21 protein-coding genes and 1 pseudogene are annotated in these 22014 nt (G+C 62.4%); 16 read left to right on the top strand and 6 right to left on the bottom strand.

Annotation, left to right across the window (positions count from 1 at the left end; translation table 11 throughout):
* The first annotated feature begins 4 nt into the window (after positions 1–4).
* The 5 genes from AC1DWF_RS10490 to AC1DWF_RS10470 all read left to right on the top strand — a co-directional run bounded on the left by AC1DWF_RS10490 (position 5) and on the right by AC1DWF_RS10470 (position 5525).
* Positions 5–775, top strand: coding sequence for a GntR family transcriptional regulator (locus tag AC1DWF_RS10490; protein ID WP_476783613.1), 771 nt, complete (start codon positions 5–7; stop codon positions 773–775).
* Positions 776–823: 48 nt separating this feature from the next.
* Complete coding sequence (locus AC1DWF_RS10485) at positions 824–1918, top strand: BMP family ABC transporter substrate-binding protein (protein WP_476783614.1); 1095 nt, start codon at positions 824–826, stop codon at positions 1916–1918.
* Between the two features lie 94 nt (positions 1919–2012).
* Positions 2013–3554, top strand: coding sequence for an ABC transporter ATP-binding protein (locus AC1DWF_RS10480; RefSeq protein WP_476804476.1), 1542 nt, complete (start codon positions 2013–2015; stop codon positions 3552–3554).
* Positions 3538–4605 (top strand): ABC transporter permease, encoded by a 1068-nt coding sequence (locus AC1DWF_RS10475; protein WP_476783616.1) that lies wholly within the window; start codon positions 3538–3540, stop codon positions 4603–4605. Before AC1DWF_RS10480 ends, AC1DWF_RS10475 begins: the two co-directional genes overlap by 17 nt.
* Positions 4605–5525 carry an ABC transporter permease gene (locus AC1DWF_RS10470; protein ID WP_476783617.1) on the top strand — a complete coding sequence of 307 codons (921 nt, stop codon included), beginning with the start codon at positions 4605–4607 and terminating at the stop codon, positions 5523–5525. Before AC1DWF_RS10475 ends, AC1DWF_RS10470 begins: the two co-directional genes overlap by 1 nt.
* A 30-nt stretch (positions 5526–5555) precedes the next feature.
* Here AC1DWF_RS10470 and AC1DWF_RS10465 read toward each other — a convergent pair whose 3' ends face one another.
* From AC1DWF_RS10465 to AC1DWF_RS10450, 4 genes are all read right to left on the bottom strand, one after another.
* On the bottom strand, positions 5556–7028 hold the full coding sequence (locus tag AC1DWF_RS10465; RefSeq protein ID WP_476788408.1) for a M81 family metallopeptidase: 1473 nt from the start codon (positions 7026–7028) through the stop codon (positions 5556–5558).
* A gap of 62 nt (positions 7029–7090) precedes the next feature.
* Positions 7091–7918: a carbohydrate ABC transporter permease gene (locus tag AC1DWF_RS10460; RefSeq protein WP_476788409.1), complete on the bottom strand. Its 828-nt coding sequence runs from the start codon at positions 7916–7918 to the stop codon at positions 7091–7093.
* Positions 7915–8784, bottom strand: coding sequence for a carbohydrate ABC transporter permease (locus tag AC1DWF_RS10455; RefSeq protein WP_476784454.1), 870 nt, complete (start codon positions 8782–8784; stop codon positions 7915–7917). Before AC1DWF_RS10455 ends, AC1DWF_RS10460 begins: the two co-directional genes overlap by 4 nt.
* 87 nt (positions 8785–8871) lie before the next feature.
* Positions 8872–10107 carry an ABC transporter substrate-binding protein gene (locus tag AC1DWF_RS10450; RefSeq protein WP_476784453.1) on the bottom strand — a complete coding sequence of 412 codons (1236 nt, stop codon included), beginning with the start codon at positions 10105–10107 and terminating at the stop codon, positions 8872–8874.
* A 188-nt stretch (positions 10108–10295) separates the two neighbouring features.
* Here AC1DWF_RS10450 and AC1DWF_RS10445 point away from each other — a divergent pair, with 188 nt between their 5' ends.
* From AC1DWF_RS10445 to AC1DWF_RS10405, 9 genes are all read left to right on the top strand, one after another.
* Positions 10296–11066, top strand: a complete 771-nt coding sequence (locus tag AC1DWF_RS10445; RefSeq protein WP_476784452.1) for an SDR family oxidoreductase — start codon at positions 10296–10298, stop codon at positions 11064–11066.
* Positions 11067–11070: 4 nt separating this feature from the next.
* Entirely contained in the window at positions 11071–12141 is a 1071-nt protein-coding gene (locus AC1DWF_RS10440) for an ABC transporter ATP-binding protein (protein ID WP_476784451.1), read from the top strand.
* Positions 12138–13019, top strand: coding sequence for a MurR/RpiR family transcriptional regulator (locus AC1DWF_RS10435; protein ID WP_476784450.1), 882 nt, complete (start codon positions 12138–12140; stop codon positions 13017–13019). Before AC1DWF_RS10440 ends, AC1DWF_RS10435 begins: the two co-directional genes overlap by 4 nt.
* Position 13020: 1 nt before the next feature.
* Positions 13021–13494 carry a hypothetical protein gene (locus tag AC1DWF_RS10430; protein ID WP_476784449.1) on the top strand — a complete coding sequence of 158 codons (474 nt, stop codon included), beginning with the start codon at positions 13021–13023 and terminating at the stop codon, positions 13492–13494.
* Positions 13495–13665: 171 nt separating this feature from the next.
* Complete coding sequence (locus AC1DWF_RS10425) at positions 13666–14502, top strand: MurR/RpiR family transcriptional regulator (protein ID WP_476784448.1); 837 nt, start codon at positions 13666–13668, stop codon at positions 14500–14502.
* A 21-nt stretch (positions 14503–14523) separates the two neighbouring features.
* Positions 14524–15645 (top strand): ABC transporter substrate-binding protein, encoded by a 1122-nt coding sequence (locus AC1DWF_RS10420; RefSeq protein WP_476789479.1) that lies wholly within the window; start codon positions 14524–14526, stop codon positions 15643–15645.
* 115 nt (positions 15646–15760) lie between these two features.
* A complete protein-coding gene (locus tag AC1DWF_RS10415; RefSeq protein ID WP_476785067.1) occupies positions 15761–17506 on the top strand; it encodes an ABC transporter permease in 1746 nt (581 codons plus the stop codon).
* Positions 17503–18600, top strand: coding sequence for an ABC transporter ATP-binding protein (locus AC1DWF_RS10410; RefSeq protein ID WP_476785066.1), 1098 nt, complete (start codon positions 17503–17505; stop codon positions 18598–18600). The genes AC1DWF_RS10415 and AC1DWF_RS10410 overlap by 4 nt, the downstream gene beginning before the upstream one ends.
* Entirely contained in the window at positions 18600–19205 is a 606-nt protein-coding gene (locus AC1DWF_RS10405) for a histidine phosphatase family protein (RefSeq protein WP_476841661.1), read from the top strand. Before AC1DWF_RS10410 ends, AC1DWF_RS10405 begins: the two co-directional genes overlap by 1 nt.
* A gap of 327 nt (positions 19206–19532) precedes the next feature.
* On the opposite strand, the gene AC1DWF_RS10400 is transcribed toward AC1DWF_RS10405, so the two are convergent.
* The gene (locus AC1DWF_RS10400; protein WP_476785064.1) at positions 19533–19928 is read right to left on the bottom strand and encodes a c-type cytochrome; all 396 of its coding nucleotides are present in this window, start codon (positions 19926–19928) and stop codon (positions 19533–19535) included.
* A 314-nt stretch (positions 19929–20242) separates the two neighbouring features.
* On the opposite strand from AC1DWF_RS10400, the gene AC1DWF_RS10395 reads away from it, so the two are divergent.
* A complete protein-coding gene (locus AC1DWF_RS10395; protein WP_476785063.1) occupies positions 20243–21079 on the top strand; it encodes a DUF2189 domain-containing protein in 837 nt (278 codons plus the stop codon).
* Between the two features lie 89 nt (positions 21080–21168).
* On the opposite strand, the gene AC1DWF_RS10390 is transcribed toward AC1DWF_RS10395, so the two are convergent.
* Positions 21169–21639 (bottom strand): aminoacyl-tRNA deacylase, encoded by a 471-nt coding sequence (locus AC1DWF_RS10390; RefSeq protein WP_476785062.1) that lies wholly within the window; start codon positions 21637–21639, stop codon positions 21169–21171.
* A 182-nt stretch (positions 21640–21821) separates the two neighbouring features.
* On the opposite strand from AC1DWF_RS10390, the pseudogene AC1DWF_RS10385 reads away from it, so the two are divergent.
* Positions 21822–22014 (top strand): annotated as a pseudogene (locus tag AC1DWF_RS10385) (IS481 family transposase); the annotation flags it as partial.

The following is a 22014-nucleotide window of genomic DNA, read 5'->3' as shown; positions in this document are numbered from 1 at the left end:
TGCCATGAGCAGTCGCTCGCAGGCCATTGCCGACATTTTGACCCGGGCGATCATCGATCACCGGCTGGTGCCCGGCTGCAAGCTCGGCGAACGCGAACTGGCCGAGATTTTCGACGTCAGCCGCATCGTCGTGCGCCAGGCGCTGATCCGTCTCGCCGATGACGGGCTCGCCCAGATAGAGCGCAATCGCGGCGCCTTCGTCGCTCGGCCCAGCACGCAAGAAGCGCTGGAAATCTACGACGCACTGACGCTGGTCGAGCAGGGCGTGGCCGCCCAGCTCAGCGACCGCCTCGGGCCTGCCGGTTGGGCCGAGCTGCGCCAGCATGTCGAGCGTCAGCGCCAAGCGGTGGCAGCAGGCAACGACGCGCTTGCCGACGTGCTCGGCCAGGAATTCCATACAGCTTTCGTCCGCCTCAGCCGCAACAAGGTGATGCAGGAAATCCACGCCCAGCTGGTGCGCCGCACGACGCTGCTGCGTTCGCTGATCACTGCCGACTTCGACTATTGCAATCTGCTCGACGACCATGCGCGCGTGATCGACCTGCTCGAAAAGGGCCGGCTCAAGCAGGCGATGGAACTGATCGATACGCATCACCGGTCCGTCGTGCGGGGCTACATCATGGACCGGCAGGTATTTCCCGAGCTTTCGCCGCGCGAAGCGCTCGAACCCTATCTCGACGGCAAGACCGGCGCGGCTCCTAAAGCGGCACCGCGAAAAAAGGCGGGAGATAACGACAAAACGGGGGCGCACACCCACGTCCACGCCTCTAAATAGACCCGACGAAAAGCCGGGCGGCTATCAAACCAACAGAGGGTTACCAGCATGTTCAATCTGACCAGACGACAGTTCCTTCAGTATTCAGGTGCGGCGGGCGCGGCACTCGGCACCAGCGGATGGGCCGGCCTTGCCAGCGCCCAGGAGCCGCTCAAGATAGGCGTCGTCTACGTTTCACCAATCGCCGACATCGGCTGGACAAAGCAGCACAGCCTCGGCGTCGACGCGATCAAGAGTGAATTCGGCGACAAGGTCGCCATCACAGTCATCGACAATATCTTCATGCCGCAGGATGCCGAACGCGTCTTCCGCGAACTCGCTGCTTCCGGCAACCAGTTGATATTCGGCACCAGCTTCTCGCACGGCACCCCGATGCAGAAGGTGGCACCGCGCTTCCCCAAGATCGCCTTCGAGCATTGCTCCGGCATCGTGCACCTCGCCAATCTCGGCACCTTCGAGGCCAAATATTACGAAGGCACCTTCGTTGCCGGCGCCGCTGGCGCACATATGAGCAAGGGCGGCAAGATCGGCTTCATCGGCGGCTTCCCGATCCCCGACATCGTTGGCCCGGCGAATGCGCTTCTACTGGGCGCGCAGAGCGTCAATCCCGAGGCTACCTGCAATGCCATCTTCCTCAACTCCTGGTTCGATCCGGGCAAGGAAAAGGAAGCAGCCAACACGCTGATCTCGCAGGGCTGCGACGTCATCTGCTCGATGACCGACACCGCAACCGGCGTGCAGGTTGCGGGTGAAGGCGGCGCATGGTCGATCGGCTACGCCAGCGACATGGCCAAGTTCGGCTCGGGCAAGCAGCTCACCGCCTTCACGCTCGACTGGTCGAGCGACTATGTCGGCGCCGCCAAGGCTGTGGCTGCCGGCACCTGGAAACCCGAAGCGCGTTGGGACGGCCTAGCCGGCGGCGTGGTCAAGATGGCGCCCTATAACGAAGCGATCCCGGCGGACGTCATTGCCAAGCTCAAGCAGCTCGAGGCCGACATCGGCTCGGGCAAGGTTCACCCATATGCCGGGGAGCTGAAGGACCAGGATGGCAACGTCAAGGTCGCGGCCGGTACTGTATTGGCCGATGCCGACATTCGCGGCATGAACTGGTTCGTCAAGGGAATGATCGGCAAGCTCGGCTGATCTTCGCCCATCGCAAGCAAGGCCGCCGGGGCGCAAGCGTCGCTCCGGTGGTCTATGGCTGCGCGTCGTCCAACCCATACGGCAGGACCGGCCCATGACCCCGCGCCTCGAACTGCGCAATATCACCAAGAGTTATCCCGGCATCATTGCCAATGACAGCATCTCGATGTCGATCATGCCCGGCGAAATCCACGCCGTGCTCGGCGAGAATGGCGCTGGCAAATCGACATTGATGAAGATCATCTACGGTGCGGGGCAGGCTGATTCCGGCGAGATCATCTGCGACGGCAAGCCGATCGCCGCGCACACGCCGGCCACCTCGCGCGCGCTCGGCATCGAGATGGTCTACCAGCATTTCGCGCTGTTTGAATCCGTCACCGTGGTCGAAAACATCGCGCTTGCGGTGTCGAGCAATTTCGACCTCGACGCGCTCGCTCGCCAGATCACCGAACTCTCGGCGCGCTACGGCATGCCGATCGACCCGTACCGGCGCGTTCACGACCTCTCCGTCGGCGAGCGCCAGCGCGTCGAGATCGTGCGCTGCCTGCTGCAGGCGCCGAAGCTTCTGATCCTCGACGAGCCGACCTCTGTTTTGACGCCGCAAGCGGTGGTCAAGCTGTTCGAAACCTTGCGCCAGCTTGCGAGCGAAGGCTGCTCGATCGTCTACATCAGCCACAAGCTCGATGAGGTGCAGGAGCTTTGTGACACCGCGACCGTGCTGCGCAACGGCAAGGTGACGGGCACCGCAAGACCCAAGGAAAGCACCTCGCTTGAACTCGCCCGCATGATGGTCGGCGCCGAGCTACCCGAGATGCATGTCAGCCCCTCGGTGCCGAGCGAAAAGCCAGTGCTTGAGGTCCGCGGGCTCTCTGCCCCTGCCCGCGACAAATATGGCGTTGAGCTCAAGAACGTTTCGTTTGAGGTGCACGGTGGCGAAATCGTCGGCCTTGCCGGTGTCTCGGGCAACGGCCAGGCGGAGCTGATCTCGCTACTCAGCGGCGAGCGTACGCACGGCAACGCACTCTCTATCCAGATCGGCGGCAAGGCGGCCGCCCATCTCAATGCCAGCGAACGGCGCAAGCTCGGCATGGCCTTCGTACCCGAGGAGCGGCTGGGGCGCGGGGCGGTCCCGCCCCATGCATTGTGGGAAAATGCCGTGCTCACGGCCCATCGTTCCGGGCTCGTCCGCAACGGCCTCGTCGATCGCGGCAGAGCAAACAGCTTCGCGGCAAGGATCATCGAGCGCTTCAAGGTCAAGGCCAATGGCCCACAGTCGAGCGCGCAGAGCCTGTCGGGCGGCAATCTGCAAAAATTCATCGTCGGCCGCGAGATCGCGCTCGAACCCAAGCTGTTTCTGGTCGCCCAGCCGACCTGGGGTGTCGATGTCGGTGCCGCCGCCTTCATCCGCCAGACGCTGGTCGATCTGAGCAGGTCGGGCGCAGCCGTGCTGGTGATCTCCGAAGAACTCGACGAGCTGTTTGAGATTTGTGATCGGCTGCTCGTCATCTGCCAAGGCCAGGTCTCGCCGCCGCTGATCCGAACCAAGACCAACCGCGAGGAGATCGGCCTGCTGATGACCAGGACTGACCGTGGCAACAGCACCAACGGGAGGGGCGAAGTTGCGATTCAGGATTGAACAAAGACCGGAGCCATCCGCCAGAATGCGGGTGGCCGCACCGGTCATCGCGACTGGCCTCACACTGCTCGTTGGCTCGCTGTTGTTTGCAGCACTCGGCTATGATCCGCTGGCGACACTGCAAGCCTTCTTCATCGCCCCGCTCAACTCGGTCAACGGCATCTCCGAGTTGCTGCTCAAGGCTTCGCCGCTGATCCTCATCGCTTGCGGCCTAGCTGTCGGCTTCCGCGCCAATGTCTGGAACATCGGTGCCGAGGGGCAGTTGGTGATCGGCGCGATTGCCGCCTGCGGCGTCGGCCTGTTTTATCCCAATCCCGACAGCCCGCTGCTTTTGCCGCTGATGTTTGTAGCGGGCGCAGCTGGCGGCATGGCCTGGGCCGCCATCCCAGCGTTCCTCAGGGCGCGGATGAACACCAACGAGATCCTGGTCACGCTGATGCTGACCTATATCGCAGCACTCGTGTTGTCGTGGCTGGTGCACGGGCCCTGGCGTGATCCAGCCGGGTTCAACTATCCGCAAACGGCACTTCTGTCGGCCGCGGCGATGTTTACGCCCTTCGATTATGCCTACCGCCTGAATGCCTCGATCTTCATCACCGTGGTCGCGGTGTTCCTGATGTGGCTGTTCACCGATCGCAGCTTCCTCGGCTACAAGATGTCGGTCAGCGGTGCAGCTCCCTTGGCGGCACGATACGCCGGCTTCCGCGAATCCTCAGCCGTCTGGATTGGCCTGCTGGCAGGTGGTGCCGCTGCCGGCATCGCCGGCATGGCCGAGGTCGCGGGACCGCTTGGGCAATTGTCACCGCAGATTTCGCCAGGCTACGGCTTTGCGGCGATCATCGTTGCTTTCATTGGCCGGCTCAACGCCTTCGGCATCGTGCTCGGTGGATTGTTGATGTCGCTGCTTTTCTTGGGCGGCGAAGCAGTGCAAATGAATCTTGGCCTGTCAGCTGCGCTAACTCGCATCTTCCAGGGCATATTGCTGTTCTTTTTACTTGCCGCTGACTTTTTCATTTTCTACCGGCTTCGCCGCATTCCGGAGCACGCCTGATGGACTTGTTCATCGCCATTTTCACCGGCACCATCATTGCCGCAACACCGCTGATCTTCGCTGCCCTTGGCGAACTTGTCGTGGAAAAATCAGGTGTTCTCAATCTCGGCATCGAAGGCATGATGCTGATGGGCGCCGCCTTCGCCTTCTGGGCGGTGATCGCCGGGCTGCCGATGCCTGTCGCCATCATCGCCGGCGCGCTGGGCGGGGCCGCAGCGTCGCTGCTGTTTGGCGTATTGGCGCTGACCTTCCTGACCAACCAGTATGCCGCCGGCCTGGCACTCGCCATCTTCGGTTCCGGCGTTTCGGCCTTCCTCGGCCGCAATTTCGGCTCGGCACCCATCGACGCGCTGAACAAGATGTCCATCCCCTATCTCTCGGAAATCCCGGTGATCGGGCCGATGTTCTTCCGCTTCGATCCGATGGTCTATTTCGCCATTCTCATGTTCTTCGTCATCAGCTGGTTCTTGTACCGCACCAAGGGCGGGCTGGTGCTGCGCACCATCGGCGAGTCACCGGAGACTGCGCATGCGATCGGCTACAAGGTAATCAGGATCCGCTATCTGGCCGTGCTGTTCGGGGGGCTGATGGCCGGTCTTGCCGGTGCCTATCTGTCGGTCGCCTATACGCCGCTGTGGGTCGAGAACATGACCGCCGGCAAGGGCTGGATTTCGCTGGCGCTGGTTGTCTTCGCTACCTGGCGGCCGCTACGCGTGCTGCTCGGCGCCTGGCTGTTCGGCGGCATGACCATCCTGCAGCTGCAGGGCCAGGCGCTCGGCATCGCGGTGCCCTCGGAACTGCTCTCCGCCTTGCCCTATCTGGCGACGATCATCGTGCTGGTCATCATCTCGCAGAACCGCCAGATGCTGGCGCTGCATTTCCCGGCCTCGCTGGCCAAGCCCTTCCGGCCCGCAACGTGACAAGTTGGGCGAGGCCGCGAGCCTTGCCTCTTACGCCCAGGGATCGCTGACCCGCGGCCAGACCGGTCGGGTCAGCTTGGTGTAGTTGGTGACGCGCGGATTGCTCGGGTATGAGCTCGGCGCATCGACATAGATGATCTCGGCTGCCACCGGCGCGAAGCCGGCATAGAAATGGTTGGTCGACTTGACGAGCAGAATGTCCTTGCTCGCCAGTTCGATGCCAAGATTGGAAAAGATGTCGGGCTCGAAGGTCTGCGTCCGGTTGGTGTTGAGGATGACATCGACCTCGGTGCCCAGAATGCGGACGAGGGCTGTCTGCCCGAGCGTCACGCGGCTAGGGCCAAAGCTCTGCCAACCTTCCTCGACTGCCTTCAGAACCTGAACCCTGGCGTCGATCGGCTCGCCGGCCTGAGGTCCAGCCTTACCGCCGAAGCGCAGGTCGATCACAGCACCCTCGCCGGCGGCATGGCAGAAGGTCACCGCGATCGGGTCCCAGATGGTCGCGACGCCGACCTTGTCGAGGCCGCGCTCCAGCATCCTTCGCAAGACAAATGTGCCGTCACCGGCGACCCCACCGCCGGGATTGTCCCAGACGTCGGCAATGACGGCGGGCTTGGCCGGATTGGCCGCGTGCGCCGCAAGCGCCCGGTCGATGCCTTCGTCGGTGTCGACCATATGCATCGCCGTCTTTTCGCGCATGGCATAGAGCTCGCGGCCGAGCTGTCCGGCGAGCGCATCGCCCTTGGCCTTGTCATTGTCCGTGACGACGACGATGCGCGAGCCCATCTCCGGCACGTCGGAGCCCATGAAGCCGTGGATCACCGACACCGACAAGATGCCATCCTTGCCGTGCAGCGCCTTGATGCGGTCGACGAAGGAGCGCATTGGCTCGCGGCTGGTCGGCAGCACGGTGATCATGCGGCAGTCGAAGGTTGAGATGATTGGCTTGATCTCGCCGCGTGCAGCGGCCAGCCCAAGCTCGACGACGTGCTCGCCGCGCTCGTAGAAATCGGTGTGCGGAAACTCGAGGAAGGCCGCGAGCACGTTGCAGGCGGCGACGCGTTTCGGCGTCAGGTGGCTGTGTGGGTCGAACTCCGAAGCGACCACGACGTCGGGTCCGACGATCTCACGGACGCGGGTGAGCAGGTCGCCCTCGCAGTCGTCATAACCCTGCGCCACCATCGCACCATGCAGGCCGAGGATGACGGCATCGACAGGCATGGCAGCCCGGAGCTGGTCGAGGATCTCATCACGCAGCGCCTCGAAGGTCTGCCGCTGCACCAGCCCGCCCGGCTCAGCCCAGGTCGCGGTACCTTCGATCACCGTCAGCCCTTCGTCGGCCGCACGCTTGCGCAGCACAACCATCGGCGACGAGCACAGCGTCGGCGTCTCGGGATGCTGGCCGGGGCCAGCATAAAACGCCATCTCAAACGAGGCGCGGTCTGTTGGCACCGGCGAGAACGTATTGGTTTCGGTCGCCAGCGAGGCGGTGAAGATGCGCATGATCAGTTCGTTTCTTTATGGTTGTGATGGTTGTGCGAAGCAGGCTTGTTGCCCGGCTCCGTTCATTTGACCGCCCCGAGCGCAAGCCCACGGACGAGATAGCGTTGGAGCCAGACGAAAAGTACGGCGACCGGCACGGTGGCGACGAGCGTGGCGGCCATGACGTAGTGCCATTCGACCGTGTAGCGGCCGGCGACCAGCGAAAATACCTGGATCGGCAGCGTGTAGCTTTCCTGGCTGCGCAGCATGGTCAGCGCCACGACGAATTCGTTCCACGCGTTGATGAAGGTGAAGATGGCGGTGACGGCGATGGCCGGCACGCACAGCGGCAAGAACACCTTGCGCAAGGTGAGCCAGCGGCTGCCGCCTTCCATCCATGAGGCTTCTTCAAGGTCACGCGGAATGGTGTCGAAATAGCTCTGCAGCATCCACACGGTGAAAGCGACGTTGAAGGCCATGTAGACGCCGCCGACCGCATTGAGGCTTTCGACCAGGCCGAAGGAAGCGAGCAGGCGAAACAGGCCGAGCACCAGCACGATCGGCGAGATCATCTGCGAGATGAGCAGGAAATGTCGGAAGGCACCGTGGCCGGCGAAGCGGAAGCGTGACATCGCATAGGCCGCCGGAATCGAAACGAGGATCGCGCCGATGGTGGCGATGAGCGAGACATGGAGCGAGTTGAACAGCGCCCGGCCGAAGCCTGCCGCCACCCACATCTCCGAAAAATTGCGCCAGCGGAACTCGCTCGGCCACCAATTCGGCGTCAGCACTTCCTGAGCCGGCTTGACGGCGGTCAAAAACATCACCGCGAACGGAAACAGCGTGACGACGACGAGCGGCGCCAGAAGCAGCCAGGCGATGACAGTGCGCTTGAGCTTGGGAGACATCATGCCCGTTCTCCCCGCATGGCAAGTCGTATGTAGATCGCGGTGAAGACGAGCAGGATCGCCAACATGACCAGCGACACGGCAGAGGCCTCGCCCAGCTTGCCGATGCGGAAGGCGAGCTTGTAGAGATGGGTGACGAGGATGTCGGTCGAGTTGGCCGGTCCGCCCTGCGTCATCACCCAGATGATCGGGAACGAGTTGAAGACGTAGATCGTGTTGAGCACGATCGCGATGTTGACGAAGGGCTTGAGCAAGGGAAGGGTGATGCGCCTGAACTGCTGCGCCGGCCCCGCCCCTTCCAGTGCCGCCGCCTCATAAAGATCGTCGGGGATCGATGATAATCCGCCCAAAAAGATGGTGGTGGTGAACGGCACCGTCACCAGGATACCGATCATGATCTGCATCGGAAAGGCAGTCGCGGCACTGGCCAGCCACTGGATATTCTGGTCGACAAGGCCGAGCCCGCGCAGGGCGGAATTGAGCATGCCGCTTTCGCCGTTCAGCGCCCAGCGCCAGACGATGGCGGTCATGGTCAGCGACACTGCCCAAGGCAACATGACGACGACGCGCGCCACCGAACGGCCGTAGAAATCCGCATTGAGGATGATCGCCACCGGGATCGACACCAGCAACGCTCCACTGACCACCGCGACGGTCCAGACGCCGGTGCGCAGCACCGCCTTGATGAAATCCGGATCGGCAAGCAGAGCGCGGAAATTCTCCGCTCCGCTGAAATCGCGCAGCTGGCCGAAACGGCTGACGTCATGCGTCGCGATCTGGATCAGGTCGAGGACCGGCCAGAAGATCACCACCGCGGCCAGGATCAGGCTCGGCAGCGTCAGCAGATATGGCAGTGCGCGATTGTGCATGAGAGCCTTGGCAGGAACGCGAGGTCAGCGTCTGAAAGCGGCGGCGCATCGAAGTCATCGACACGCCGCCTTTCACAGCAAGCGAAGCTACTTCTTCAGGATGCCGTTGGCCTTGGCCGCTGCTTCCTTGAGGATGGCTTCGGGATCGCCCTCACCTAGATAGACCTTCTGGACCGCGTCCGAGGTGATCTGCGCCACCTCTTCCCAACCGGGGATGACCGGCGCAAAACGCGCATCGGGCAACAGCGCCGTGAACGCAGCCAAATCGGCATTGTTCACATAGTAATCCATCTTGGCCTCTTCCTTGTTGACCGGAAGGAAGCCTTCGCCTTGGGTGAACTTGGCGCGCCAGTCGGTCTGGAACAGGAAGTCGAGCAGCTTCCAGGCCTCGTCCTTGTTCTTCGAATTGGAGAACATGACGATCGAGTCGGTGACACCGTAGGTGCCGCGCGCGCCAGTCGGGCCGGCCGGAATGGCGGCGACGCCGTATTTAAGGTTCGGCGCTTCTTCCTTGATCTGGTTGGACAGGAAGGGTGCGGTGATCATCATGCCGACCTTGCCCTGCTTGAACAGGTTCTGGACGTCTTCACGGGCGTAGGAGGTGACGCCCGGCTGGGTCAGCCCCTCGTCGATCATCGACTTGTAGAGTTTCGCCGCCTCGATGGCACCGGGGCTGTCGAGGCCCGACGTGCCGTCCTTCTTGAGGATCTCGGAACCTTGCGACCACATGCCGTAATAATAATAGACGTCGGTCTCGATCTCCTTGCCCTGCAGGCCAAAACCGTAGTTTTCGCCACCGAGCGCCTTGATCTTGGCGGCGGCGTCCTTGAGTTCGGCCCAGGTTGCCGGCGGGTTGGCGAAACCGGCCTTCTCCAGCAATTCCTTGTTGTAATACATCGCCCGCGCGGAAGCTGCGATCGGCAGGCCGTAGGTCTTGCCGTCCATCACCGAGGGCGACATGAAGGTGTCGATGAAACGACCCTTGAACTCGTCATTGATGTAGCCGTCGAGCGGCTCGGCAATACCCTGCTGGACAAAATCGATCAGCCAGCGCGTTCCGATGATCGACAGATCGGCATTGGTGCCGGCGGTGATGTCGGTGGTCAGCTTCTGCAGCAGCACATCCCACGGCACGACCTCGAACTTGACGTCGATGCCCGGATTGGCCGCCTCGAATGCCTTTTCTACCTCCTGGAAATAGGGGCCGGTCTTCGAGCTGTATTCGGCAACCGTCACACGCACCTCGCCGGCATGGGCATGCGCCGCCAGCGCCAGTACGCTCAGTCCGGCCAGGAGGCCGGTTTTCCACGTTGCAATCGCCATTTCAGTGTTCCCTTGCTCCCACGGGTCAACGCCCGTTCCCTAGGCACTTTTGCGCGCCATCTGATAAGTGACTTTCTTACATTATCCGGCATTCTGGCCATATCAAGCCTCTTTTGTTGTTGCTTAATTACATTTTCGACCATAATCCTGAAGCTTGAAAGCGGCCAAGATCGCTTGGGAGCCCACCAGTGACGCTAGACAGCGAATTCAACGGGAAATCCGTATTGATCACCGGCGCAGGCGGTGGCGTCGGGCGGGCACTGGTCGAGATTTTCGCCGCACGTGGCGCCCGCATCATCGGCTGTGACCAGACCATCGAGGCGATGAACGGGCTCGGTCTCGCCACGCGCCATGCCTTCGACCTGCTGGACAGGACAAGCATCGAGCCTGCGATGCGCGCCTTGATCGAAGCCGAGGGCATCCCCGACATCGTCATCAACAATGCCGGCTGGACACGCGCCGAGACCATGCCCGCGCTGACTCAAGACAGCATCGAAACCGAGATCGACCTCAATCTGACCGGCGTCACCAGCCTGACCAACGCCTTGCTCAAGCCGATGATCGCGCGCGGCTCGGGCTCCTTCGTCTTCATCTCCTCGGTCAACGCGCTTTCGCATTTCGGCAACCCGGCCTATGCGGCGGCGAAAGCGGGCATCAACGCCTTTGCCCGTGCGATCGCTGTGGAACATGGCCGCCAGGGCATCCGCGCGAACGTCGTCTGCCCCGGCTCGATCCGCACACCCGCCTGGGACCATCGCCTCGCCAAGGACGCTGCCATCCTCGGCAAGCTGCAGCGCCTTTATCCGCTCGGCCGCATCGTCGACACGCGTGAAGTGGCCGAAGCAGTGGCCTTCCTCGCCTCCGACCGGGCGTCGGGCATCACCGGTGCTGTGCTGCCCGTCGATGCGGGACTGACAGCCGGATGCCTGCCTTTCATCGACGACATTCTGGGAGCGTGAGACAATGACCGGCGTTGCCTTCCGCAACCTCTCCAAGTCGTTCGGCCAGCACAAAGTGCTCGAAGACATCAACCTCGACATCGACAGCGGCGAGTTCGTGGTGCTTGTCGGCCCCTCCGGCTGCGGCAAGTCCACGCTTTTGCGCATGCTGGCCGGCCTCGAGCCAATTACCCATGGCGACCTTTTGATCGGTGGCGTACGCGCCAATGACCTGCCGCCGCAGAAGCGCAACATCGCCATGGTCTTCCAGTCTTATGCGCTGTTTCCGCATCTCACCGCATCGGAAAATATCGGCTTTGGCCCGAAAATCCGGGGCGAGTCATCAGCTGCCATCGACAAGAAGATCAAGGACGCCGCCGCGATCCTCAACCTTCACGCCTATCTCGACCGTTATCCGCGCCAGCTTTCCGGCGGCCAGCGCCAGCGCGTCGCCATGGGCCGCGCGCTTGTGCGCGATCCACAGGTGTTCCTGTTCGACGAGCCGCTGAGCAATCTCGACGCTCAGTTGCGTGTTCAGATGCGCACCGAGATCAAGGCGCTGCATCAGCGCTTGAAATCGACAGTGGTTTACGTGACACACGACCAGATCGAGGCCATGACCATGGCCGACCGTATCGTTGTCATGAACCAGGGAAAGATCCTGCAGGTGGGTGCGCCGCTCGAACTCTATGACAGGCCGGCGACCAAATTCGTCGCGAGCTTCATCGGCTCGCCGTCGATGAGTTTTGTCTCGGGCAGCCTTGGCAACTCAGGATCGGGCACACATTTTGCGACCGCTTCCGGCGAAAAGCTGTCGCTAAATGGCGGCCGAGCCTCTTCCTTCGGCGGCCCCGTCGAGGCAGGCATCCGGCCCGAACATTTCATCATCGGCAATGGCGCCGACGCGCTCCAGTTCAAGGTCGACGTCATCGAACCGACTGGCTCGGAAACCCATATCTACGGCTCCATCGGCGGCGAGCAGGTGCGGGCTGTGTTCCGCGACCGGGTTTCAGTGCGCCCCGGCGACACCATGCCGGTTACGGCCGATCCCAAGAACATCCACCTGTTCGACAAGGCGACCGGCCTTCCCGTATGAGCAACATCGCCGACATCATCACCCGGCTTCAGTTCACCGCGCAGGACGGCTCCAAGTCCGACAGGCGCTTGGCGAGCCTGGTGCTGTCGGATCTCGACTTTGCCTCCAAGGCCACCATCTCCGAGATCGCCGCCCGCGTCGGCGTCAGCGAACCGACGGTGACCCGTTTCTGCCGCAACCTCGGCTGCGATGGCGTACGCGACTTCAAGTTCTTCCTCGCTCAGGCGATCGCCATCGGCGGCCAATATCTGAAGCCCGAGCCGCTCAATCGCGACATCCGCGAGCAGCGCGTGGCCTCCGCCGTCACAGAAGCGGCCATCGCCGCAATCCAGCGCGCCTCAGACAATCTCGATGTGGCAACGCTGATTGCAGTCGCAGAGCGGCTGTCGGCGTCGCAGAACATCCTTTGCCTGGGTTCCGGCGGCATCTCGTCGATGATGGCTACCGAACTTCAGAACCGCCTGTTCCGCCTGGGCCTGTCTGTCGTCGCCCAGGTCGACGGCCAGTTGCAGCGCATGTATGCGGCGGTCGCTACGCCCGAAACCACGGTCGTCGCGTTCTCCGTGTCCGGCCATGCCCGCTCGGTGATCGATGCCGTTCAGGTCGCCCGGCAATATGGTGCCCGCACGGTAGCGATCACCGCTCCCGGGTCAGCGCTGGCGAAAGTGGCCGACACGATGATCCCGTTCCAGCCGATCGAAGACGGCAACATCTACAAGCCGACTTCGTCGCGCTTCGCGCTTCTCGCCATACTCGACATGATCGCATTGGCCACCGCCGAGACCCGCGAAACCAAGGTTCTCGAAGGTCTGCGCCGCATCAAGCAAAGCCTCAACACGCTGAAGGTCGACGACCCCAGGCTGCCTCTAGGTGATTGACATGACCCTTGCCGAAAATCCGTTTGCCAACGACGCCGACCGCGCCGCCATCTGGGAGATGCTGGTGCGCCGCGACATCGAGGCCTTCGTGACCCAAGATTGGGGCCTGGTCGCAGGCGATTTCGACGAGCAGCGCTTCCTCGGCATCCATGCCCACAACTCGGCCAACCCGGACGACTGGGATGCGGCTTTTCCTACCCTTTCCGTCTACCGTGACGAGTGGCTGCGCCAGGCAGCCGAGTCGGCTGCAACCGCCTATGCCGAGCCGTTGTCGGCGGGCATCCACCGCGCGACGCGGCTGACCGAAATCGACATCACCGGCGATGTCGCTGTGGCGCGCAAGAAATTCGACGGCACCATCAAACGCGCCGACGGAACCGATGACCGGCTGAACTGGCAGACGCTCTACTTCTGCAGGAAGGCCGATGGCCGCTGGAAGATCACCGGCTTCGTCGGATACATGAAATACAAGTGAGACTCTTCGCACTTCTGACATCATAGCCAACGCAAAGGCGCCTCTCGGGCGTCTTTTTCATGCCCGCAGCCACCCTGCCTGCAAGACAGAAAAGCCAATCTTGCAAACGTTTGCACTTGACTGCAAGATACCTTGCACACTATGAGTCGAATGCAACATGGGTGCAAGATCGTGACATTGCTGGAACGTATCAAGAGCCATTCGACCCGCCTCACCGAGGCCGACCAGCGACTCGTCTCGGCCCTGCTCGAAAACGCCGCCGAAGCTGCTTTTCTCTCAAGCGCACGGCTCGCCGAACGCGCCAGCGTCCATGAGGCCGCGACGACCCGGCTGGCCCAAAAGCTCGGTTTCAAGGGCTATCCCGAACTGCGCTCGCAGCTGCAGCGCGAGCTGGTCGAGAGCCAGGATGCCGCCGAGCGCATGCGCCGCTCCGTCGCCAAGGTCGAGCATGGCGATTTCCTGCTCGACCTGATCGGCAGCGAGATCGCAGCGCTCGAACATCTCCGCCTCGCCGTTTCGCAGGAAAGCATCAACCGCGCCGCGGATATGATCGTCGACGCCGAGCGCATCTTCCTGTTTGGCCAAGGCCACGCCCAGTCAATCACCCAGTTCCTGCGCCGCCGGCTCGACCGCTTTGGCATGACCACCATCGTTCTCGAAGGCCGCGGCCGCGACATCGCCGAGCGCGTCGTCGGCATGCGCAAGGGCGATCTGGTGCTGGCGCTCACTTTCCGCAAGCAGCCGACCAGCTACGCTCCGCTCGTCGAACATTGCCATGCCCAGGGCGCCAAGGCCGTTCTGGTCACCGATCTGGCCGGCACCATGATGCAGCCCGAAGCCGATCTGGTGCTGGCAGCACCTCGTGGCCGCTCAGGCAGCGAGTTCCAGACACCGACGGTGCCGTTCGCCATCGTCAACGCCATCCTGCTGACCATTGCCGGCAGGCATCAGACGCGCGTCATGGGCGCGCTCGAGCGCCTGTCGGGCCTGTTCGACGAATTCGATTGAGAAAAACCTGGGAGGGAAAACATGCTCAAGTCGATGAAACTGACACTTTTCGCCGCCGTCGCCATGCTGCCTCTGGCAGCCAGCGCCGCCGAACTCGATGCGATGAGCACAGCCGAGTTGCTGCCGCTCGCACAGAAGGAAGGCAAGGTCACTGTCTTTTCGCTGTCGAGCCGCATTGCCAAGGTCGAAAAGGCCTTCGAGGAGGCCTATCCGGGCATCGATCTGGTCGGCATCGACATGAGCTCGGTCAAGCAGATCGCACGTGTCGTGGCCGAGCAAACAGCCGGCGTCAACGCAGTCGACGTGCTCTATATAGCCGACACCCCTGTGGTTTATGAGGACCTGGTCAAGACCAACCGCGTCGTTCCCTACGTGCCTCCGCGCGTCGCCGGTGAGCTTGCCGGCGAATACAAGGCCCCACTGTTGACTCAGCGCCTGTCGACCAAGGTGCTGATGTACAACGAAGCCGCCAATCCCAACGGCGCGCCGGTCAAGAACCTCTGGCAGCTGACCACGCCCGAATGGAAGGGCCGCGTCCTGATGGTCGACCCGATGCAGCGCGGCGAATTGCTTGATCTGCTGGTCGAATTCTCGCTTCGGCCCGACGAGATGGCCAAGGCTTATGAAGCGCAGTTCGGCAAGCCGATCACCGTCGACAGCGACCTGCAAGGCGCCGGCGAGCAGTTCATCCGCGACCTGTTTGCAAATGACCTGGTGCTGGTGCCCAACTCCGATGCCATTAACAAGGCCATCGGCGACAAGACGTCGGCCAATCCGCCGGTTGGCTTCGCCACCTATTCCGATCGCCGCGACAATGAAAAGGAAGGCTGGGCGCTGCAGGTCGCCAATGATGTCGAGCCGACCAACGGCATCTTGTTCCCCGCAGTCCTGGCACTGGTCGACAAGGCGCCGAGCCCCGCAGCAGCAAGATTGCTGATCGACTTCATGATGGGCGATGACTCCGCCACTGGCGGGCCGGCTTTCGAACCGTTCAACGTCGCCGGCGATTACGCCGTCCGCCCGACCGTCAAGGACAATGCGGATTCGGTGCCGCTGAAGGACCTCAAGGCCTGGCGTATAGATCCGGTCAAGACCGCCGCTGCGCGCAAGCGCATCGCCGATCTAGTTCTCACGCTGCAATAACTAAAGGTGGTCGCGGCGCCCCGAGGGGAGGCGCCGCTCCATTCGCTTGGCCAGTCGTATCGCCACATGGCGATGCGGCAGGTCGCCACTCTCTTGTCTCGTGAGAAAGTTTGTCATGTCCGCCGTCGCAACATCCGTGTTGTCCCGGAGAGGCTTTTTGCGCTCCGAAACGCTCGTGCCCATTGTCCTGATCCTGATCGTTTCGGTCCTCGTCATCGCACCTATGGTCAAGATCGTCCTGTCCACGCTGACCGTCGAAGGCCGCGATGCCTGGCAGGCGGTGCTCGCCTCCAAAATGTCCGAGAACCTGTGGTGGCGTCCGCTTTGGAACACCGTTCTGCTCGGCATTGGCGTCGCCGCCGGCTGCGTCCTGATGGGCGGCTTCCTCGCCTGGCTGGTGATGCTCACCGACGTGCCGGCGCCCAAAACCCTCGGCCTGCTCGCCACCATGCCGTTCATGATCCCGAGCTTTGCCGCGGCGCTCGCCTGGGGCGCGCTGTTTCGCAACAGCAGGCTTGGCGGATCGGTCGGCTTCTTTGAAGCCAATGGCTACATCGTGCCTGACTGGCTCGCATGGGGCCTTGTTCCAACGCTGATCGTACTCATCGCGCACTACTACTCGCTCGCCTTCACCGTCATTTCCGCTGCATTAAGTTCCATCGGCGCAGACCTTGTCGAAGCAGCCCAAGTGGCGGGCGCGAAGCGCGCGCGCATCTTCTTCGGCATCATCTTGCCTGTGGTGACACCCGCGCTGGTCGCCGCGGCTTCGCTGACCTTCGCTGGCGCTGTTTCCAATTTTGCCGCCCCTGCCCTGCTCGGCCTGCCGGTCAGGATGCAGACATTATCGACCCGCCTGTTTGGCATGATCGAAACCGGACAGACCGAGCGTGGCTTCGTCATCGCGCTGCTGCTGATCGTCGTCTCCGCCTCGTTCCTGTGGCTCGGCGAAAGGCTGGTCGCCGGCCGCAAGAACTTCGTCACCGTCACCGGCAAGGGTGGCCGCACCAAGCGCTTTGCGCTCGGCAAATGGCGCTGGCCGCTCTTCGCACTCGCCGTCTTGCTTTGCCTGCTCACCACCTTCCTGCCGGCGCTGATCCTCACCGCTTCCAGCTTCGCGCTGCAGAATGGCTCGCTGTTTTCCAACTGGACGACGCATTTCTGGATCGGCGAAGGCGGCACCGACATGGCCCAGGGCCAGGCTGGCATCTTCCGCAACCCGGTGCTGATCGAGGCCTTGTGGATGACGCTGAAGCTCGCCGTCACCGTGGCGATCACCACTATGGCGCTCGGCCTGGCGCTTGCCCACACCATCGCCCGCAACAAGGGCAGCGTGCTGGCGACCCTACTCGGCCAGGTGTCGTTCACGCCGATACTGATCCCCTCCATCGCCTTTGCCGCCGCCTATATCGCGCTGTTCGGCGCACCCATCGGGCCGCTGCCGTCGCTTTACGGCACCTTCATGCTCCTGGTGCTCGCGGCGTCTGCCCATCTACTGCCTTACGCGGTTCAGTCCGGCCGCTCGGTGCTCGGCCAGATCTCGGCCGACATCGAAGAAAGCGCGCGGCTGACCGGCGCCGGTTTCTTCCGTCGCATGGGCGCTATCATCATGCCCCTCGCCATTCGCGGCCTGCTCGCCGGGGCGCTGCTGGTCTTCGTCAAGATCGTGCGCGACCTGTCGCTGGTGGTGCTGCTGTTCACCTCGACATCGCCCGTGCTCAGCATGCTCGCCTACCGCTACGCCGCCGAAGGCTTCATGCAGTTCGCCAACGCCATCACCATGGTGATCCTCGTCCTTTGCGTCGTCGCCACGCTTTTGGCGCACCGCCTGCAGAACCGCGTCCAGAAGTGGAAATCCGCATGAGCAAGACAAACTCCACATCCGCGCCAGCGATTGCGATCCGCAACATCACCAAGCGTTTCGGCGGTTTCACCGCCGTCGACAACGTCGATATCTCGGTGCCACAAGGTGCGTTCCTGGTGCTTGTCGGCCCTTCCGGCTGCGGCAAGTCCACTTTGCTGCGCATGCTGGCGGGGCTTGAAACGCCGAGCGAAGGCGAAATGGCCTTCATGGGTCGCACCGTCTCGGACGGCGCGCGCGGCCTGGTAGCTGATGCCGGAGCGCGCGACGCCGGTCTCGTCTTCCAGAGCTACGCGCTGTGGCCGCACATGACCGTTGCCGGCAACATCGAATGGCCGCTCAAGGTCGCGCGCTGGAACAAGGCCGATCGCGCCGCGCGCGTCGACGAAGTGCTTGGCCTGCTCGGCATCACCGCGCTCAAGGAGCGCTACCCCGCCGAGATATCTGGCGGCCAGCAACAGCGCGTGGCGATCGCCCGTACCATCGGCCCCAAGCCGAGTATCCTGTTGTTCGACGAGCCGCTGTCCAATCTCGACGCCAAGCTGCGCATCGAAATGCGTAGTGAACTGATGCGCATCCACCGTGCCACCGGCGCGACCTCGGTCTATGTCACCCACGACCAGGTCGAGGCGATGACCATGGCGAGCCACGTCGCGGTACTCAACAACGGTAAGGTCGAGCAATTCGGCGCGCCGCTGGAGCTTTTGGAAAACCCGCGCACCACCTTTGTCGCCACCTTCCTTGGCACGCCCCCGGCCAATTTGATCGAAGTTTCAAACAGCGGCGACGGCCTCATTTATGAAGGGCTGCGCTTGGCGGATGCCATGCGAGCCGAAGCACTTGACGGTGTCCAGCTTCTCTATCGCGCTCACGACCTGATGGTGGGCGAAGTGCCTGGACGGCCCTCGATCACGGCACGTTTTGAGGAGGCGGCGCCGATTGCCGGGCGCACGATGGTGACGGCCTTTTCTGGCGGGCGGCGGCTTACCGCCATGGCCGATGGATATTTCCGAGCCGCGATCGGCGATCAGATACGCCTCAGTTTCCTAGGCGAGCCGAGCGCGGTTTTTGCAATGACTGGTGAAAGGATTAGCTGATGAGATTGGTAATGGTGCGCCATGGCGAGACCACCTGGAATGCCGAACACAGGCTCCAGGGCCACGACAACGCGCCTTTGTCGCCACGCGGCATCAAGCAGGTCCAGCGTTTCGCTACCTTCGCCAAGGCCATGGCGCCTGATCAGGTCGTCGTTTCCGACCTTGGCCGTACGCGCCAGACGGCACACCTGCTCGGCTATGGCGACGCCCCGCTCGACCCGCGGCTGCGCGAGATCGACATGGGCAACTGGACCGGGCGCATCAAGCACGAGCTCGAGGCGGAGCGGCCACACGAATATCTGGCCTGGCGCGCCGGCACGTTTACGCCCGACAAGGGCGAGCCTTGGGCGGATTTCTGCGCCCGCATCGTTGAAGGATTGAGGGACTGTTTGAGGAAGTGCAATGGCGACACGCTTGCCATTGTCCATGGCGGCGTCATCCGCGCGGCCTGCCACGCCTTCCTCGGCCTGCCGCCTTCGCGTGTCGTTCCTGTGACGCCAGGGACTGCAACGATCCYGAGTTTCGATGCCGCGGATGCCCCGGTTGCGCGCCTTGAAGCCTACAACATCGCAGCTGTGACGCCCGATTTCGACGCGCCGGACTGAGAGAAAACCACCAAAGGAAATGATGCGGCTGCCTAGCCCCCCCAAGCAAGCCGCAGTTTCCCCTCCAAGAGAAGGCAATGATAACTAAGTGAATTAAAACCAGTGTACGCAGTATAACTAAGCGATACCGATTTCATACAATGTTAGCAAGTTAAAATCTTCGCGGCAAGCATAGAAACTTACATCTTGCGGGCACGATGCGTGACGCACTTCCCTGATCAGGGGCACGCTACCACCGGCAAATCGGCAAAAGCTCTTCCGGCCACATGGCGACCTGGCAAGCGATCATCCAGTCCGAAGAAAAATGTGGCTGCTTGTGCGGCTTCGCTACTTCGACACCTCTTCGATATAGGCAATCACATTGGCGATGTCGGTATCGTCCTTGAGACCGGGAAAGGCCATCTTGTTGCCGGGCACTTTGTCTTTCGGAGCTTTCATATAGGCAGCGATGTTGGTCTCATCCCAGACGAGACCGCCAGCACCGGCCTTTTTCATGGCGTCGGAATATTTCGCCTGGAAGCTCGGCAGTGTGCCTGCGGTGCGGCCGATGACACCATGCAGCGATGGGCCGACCTTGTCTTTTTCGACCGCCGCCTCATGGCAGGCCATGCATTTGGTGAAGACTTTTTTGCCGGCGGCCGCGTCGCCCGCCGCATGAACCGGATTTGTGGCTAGAACCGAAGCTGCAAGAAGGGCTTGTGCGCCCCATGCGGTCAGTCTCATGGCTATCTCCTCACTCTGGCCGGCGCTTCCCGTCGACGCGAACGATATTAGCGCTGCGCAAACAAACGCGCCATGCGCCATTCCGCTGCGGCATCTCGATGCCAGCACATCTCCCAGCACATCTAAAAGACGTATTCAAAGTGCTGCCTCGCCGCGCGTTGTTGAGGCATGCGCGGCGCCGCAGGGGCGACAAACCCTGAGATGAATAGTATGCTCCCGGGCGGTGCAGGTCGCGGTTTCGCGTGACCAGACACGCTGGACGGCAGCACCGCGAGCCGCGACCCCAACCGGACCCGATCCCGGAGGAATGGTTCATGGCAAATTTCCACGTCTACGCAGCAGGCACTGGCAGCAACGTCGAACATCCCGCTATACGTCGCATTGGCGTCTCGGATGTCTTTGACGCGCTCCGACGGGGATTTGAAGATTTTTGGAACAAACCCTCGCACTATGTCTTTTTGTGCCTGATCTATCCGGTCGTAGGCGTGTTCCTCATCACATGGACCTCAGGCGGCAACGCGCTGCAGCTGATCTACCCGCTGGTGACCGGCTTTGCGCTACTTGGACCATTCGCGGCAATCGGCCTTTATGAGATCAGCCGCAGGCGCGAGAAAAACCTCGACACCTCGTGGAAGCATGCTTTCGAGGTCAGGCAATCGCCCGCCATGCCGGCCATCGCCGTCCTCGGCATCATGCTGATGGCCCTGTTCGTGGCCTGGCTTTTGACCGCTCACGCGCTTTACGCCTGGCTCTATGGCGACACGGCACCCGCGACCTACTCCAGCTTCATCAACGACGTGCTGACCACCCAGCGCGGCTGGACGCTGATGATCCTCGGCAACCTCATCGGCCTTGTCTTTGCCCTTATCGCGTTGAGCACGACGGTCATCGCCTTCCCGCTGCTGCTTGATCGCGACATCGGCGCCTATGCGGCGGTCGAGACCTCGGCGCGGGCGATCATGGCCAACCCGGTTCCGATGCTGCTCTGGGGCCTGATCGTGGCCGCGGCCCTGGTTGTCGGGTCGATACCGCTTCTCGTTGGCCTGGCGATCGTCCTGCCAGTGCTCGGCCACTCGACCTGGCACCTCTACCGCAAGCTGATCGAGCCGGCCCCAGCACCGGTCACGAAGTCGCGCAAGCGCACAACCTGACTTCGTTCAAGCCGGCGGCCTATCCAGCCGTCGGCTTTGCCATCAAACCAAAGAACGCCACCCGCCCCTTTTATGGGGCGGATGCTTGATCATGCCGGATGGCTGAAACGTGCGATGCGCGCATCTTGCAGCAGGTTGCGGAAGTCGCCGCCCGTGACATGCACCAGAGTCTTGTGGTCGCCAGCCTCGAAATAGACATCGCCTTCCGCGCCGAAGCTTTCGTCGAGGATCACCGGCACGTTATAGGCTGCCCCCACCGGCGGCACGGCGCCGATGTCGCAGTCGTTGAACAGCTGGCCGACCTCGTCTTCGGAGGCCAAGCCGAGACGCTTGTCGATCACGTCCTGCAGCGTGTTGAGCTCGACCCGGTGGCTGCTCGGAACCACCGCCAGGGCGTAGCCCATTTCATGGTGGAGCAGCACCGATTTGGCGAGCCTGCGGCCTGGAACATGGGCTGCTTGCGCCGTCTGGCTGCTGGTCGAGGTTCGGTGATGGGCAACGGTATCGTAGTGGATGCCCTTGCCGGCCATGTAGTCTTGAAGTTTCCTTGCGATCGTCATCGTGGGCGTCCTTCTGTTGGAGGGCGACGCGTCGGAGAACGAGAAAACTCATTCTCCTCCCATCTTTTTCCCTGTCAACGAAGAACGCTGTCGCGGGCTTTGCGTAGAGCGTTGCCGTTACCTAGCTGTTTGATCCCAGGCTTTGATGGGGCATCCTTGTTGGCCGAAACAGGGGATGCACTATGGGCCAGGTTCTTCATGGGAGCGCCACGACGACAGAGGCGGTCCGTCGAGCGATACAGCATAGTCAAGAGAGCCTGAGGGCGCTGGCGAAACGCTACGGAATCAACCAGAAGACCGTCGCCAAATGGCGGGAGCGGACTTCGGTGGCCGATCTGCCGACCGGTCCGAGGGAGCCGAGATCGACAGTGCTCT

This window comes from Aminobacter sp. P4_D5, from assembly GCF_056401815.1.
The sequence above is the reverse complement of the archived record's forward strand: the minus strand, read 5'-3'. Positions and strand labels throughout refer to the sequence as shown.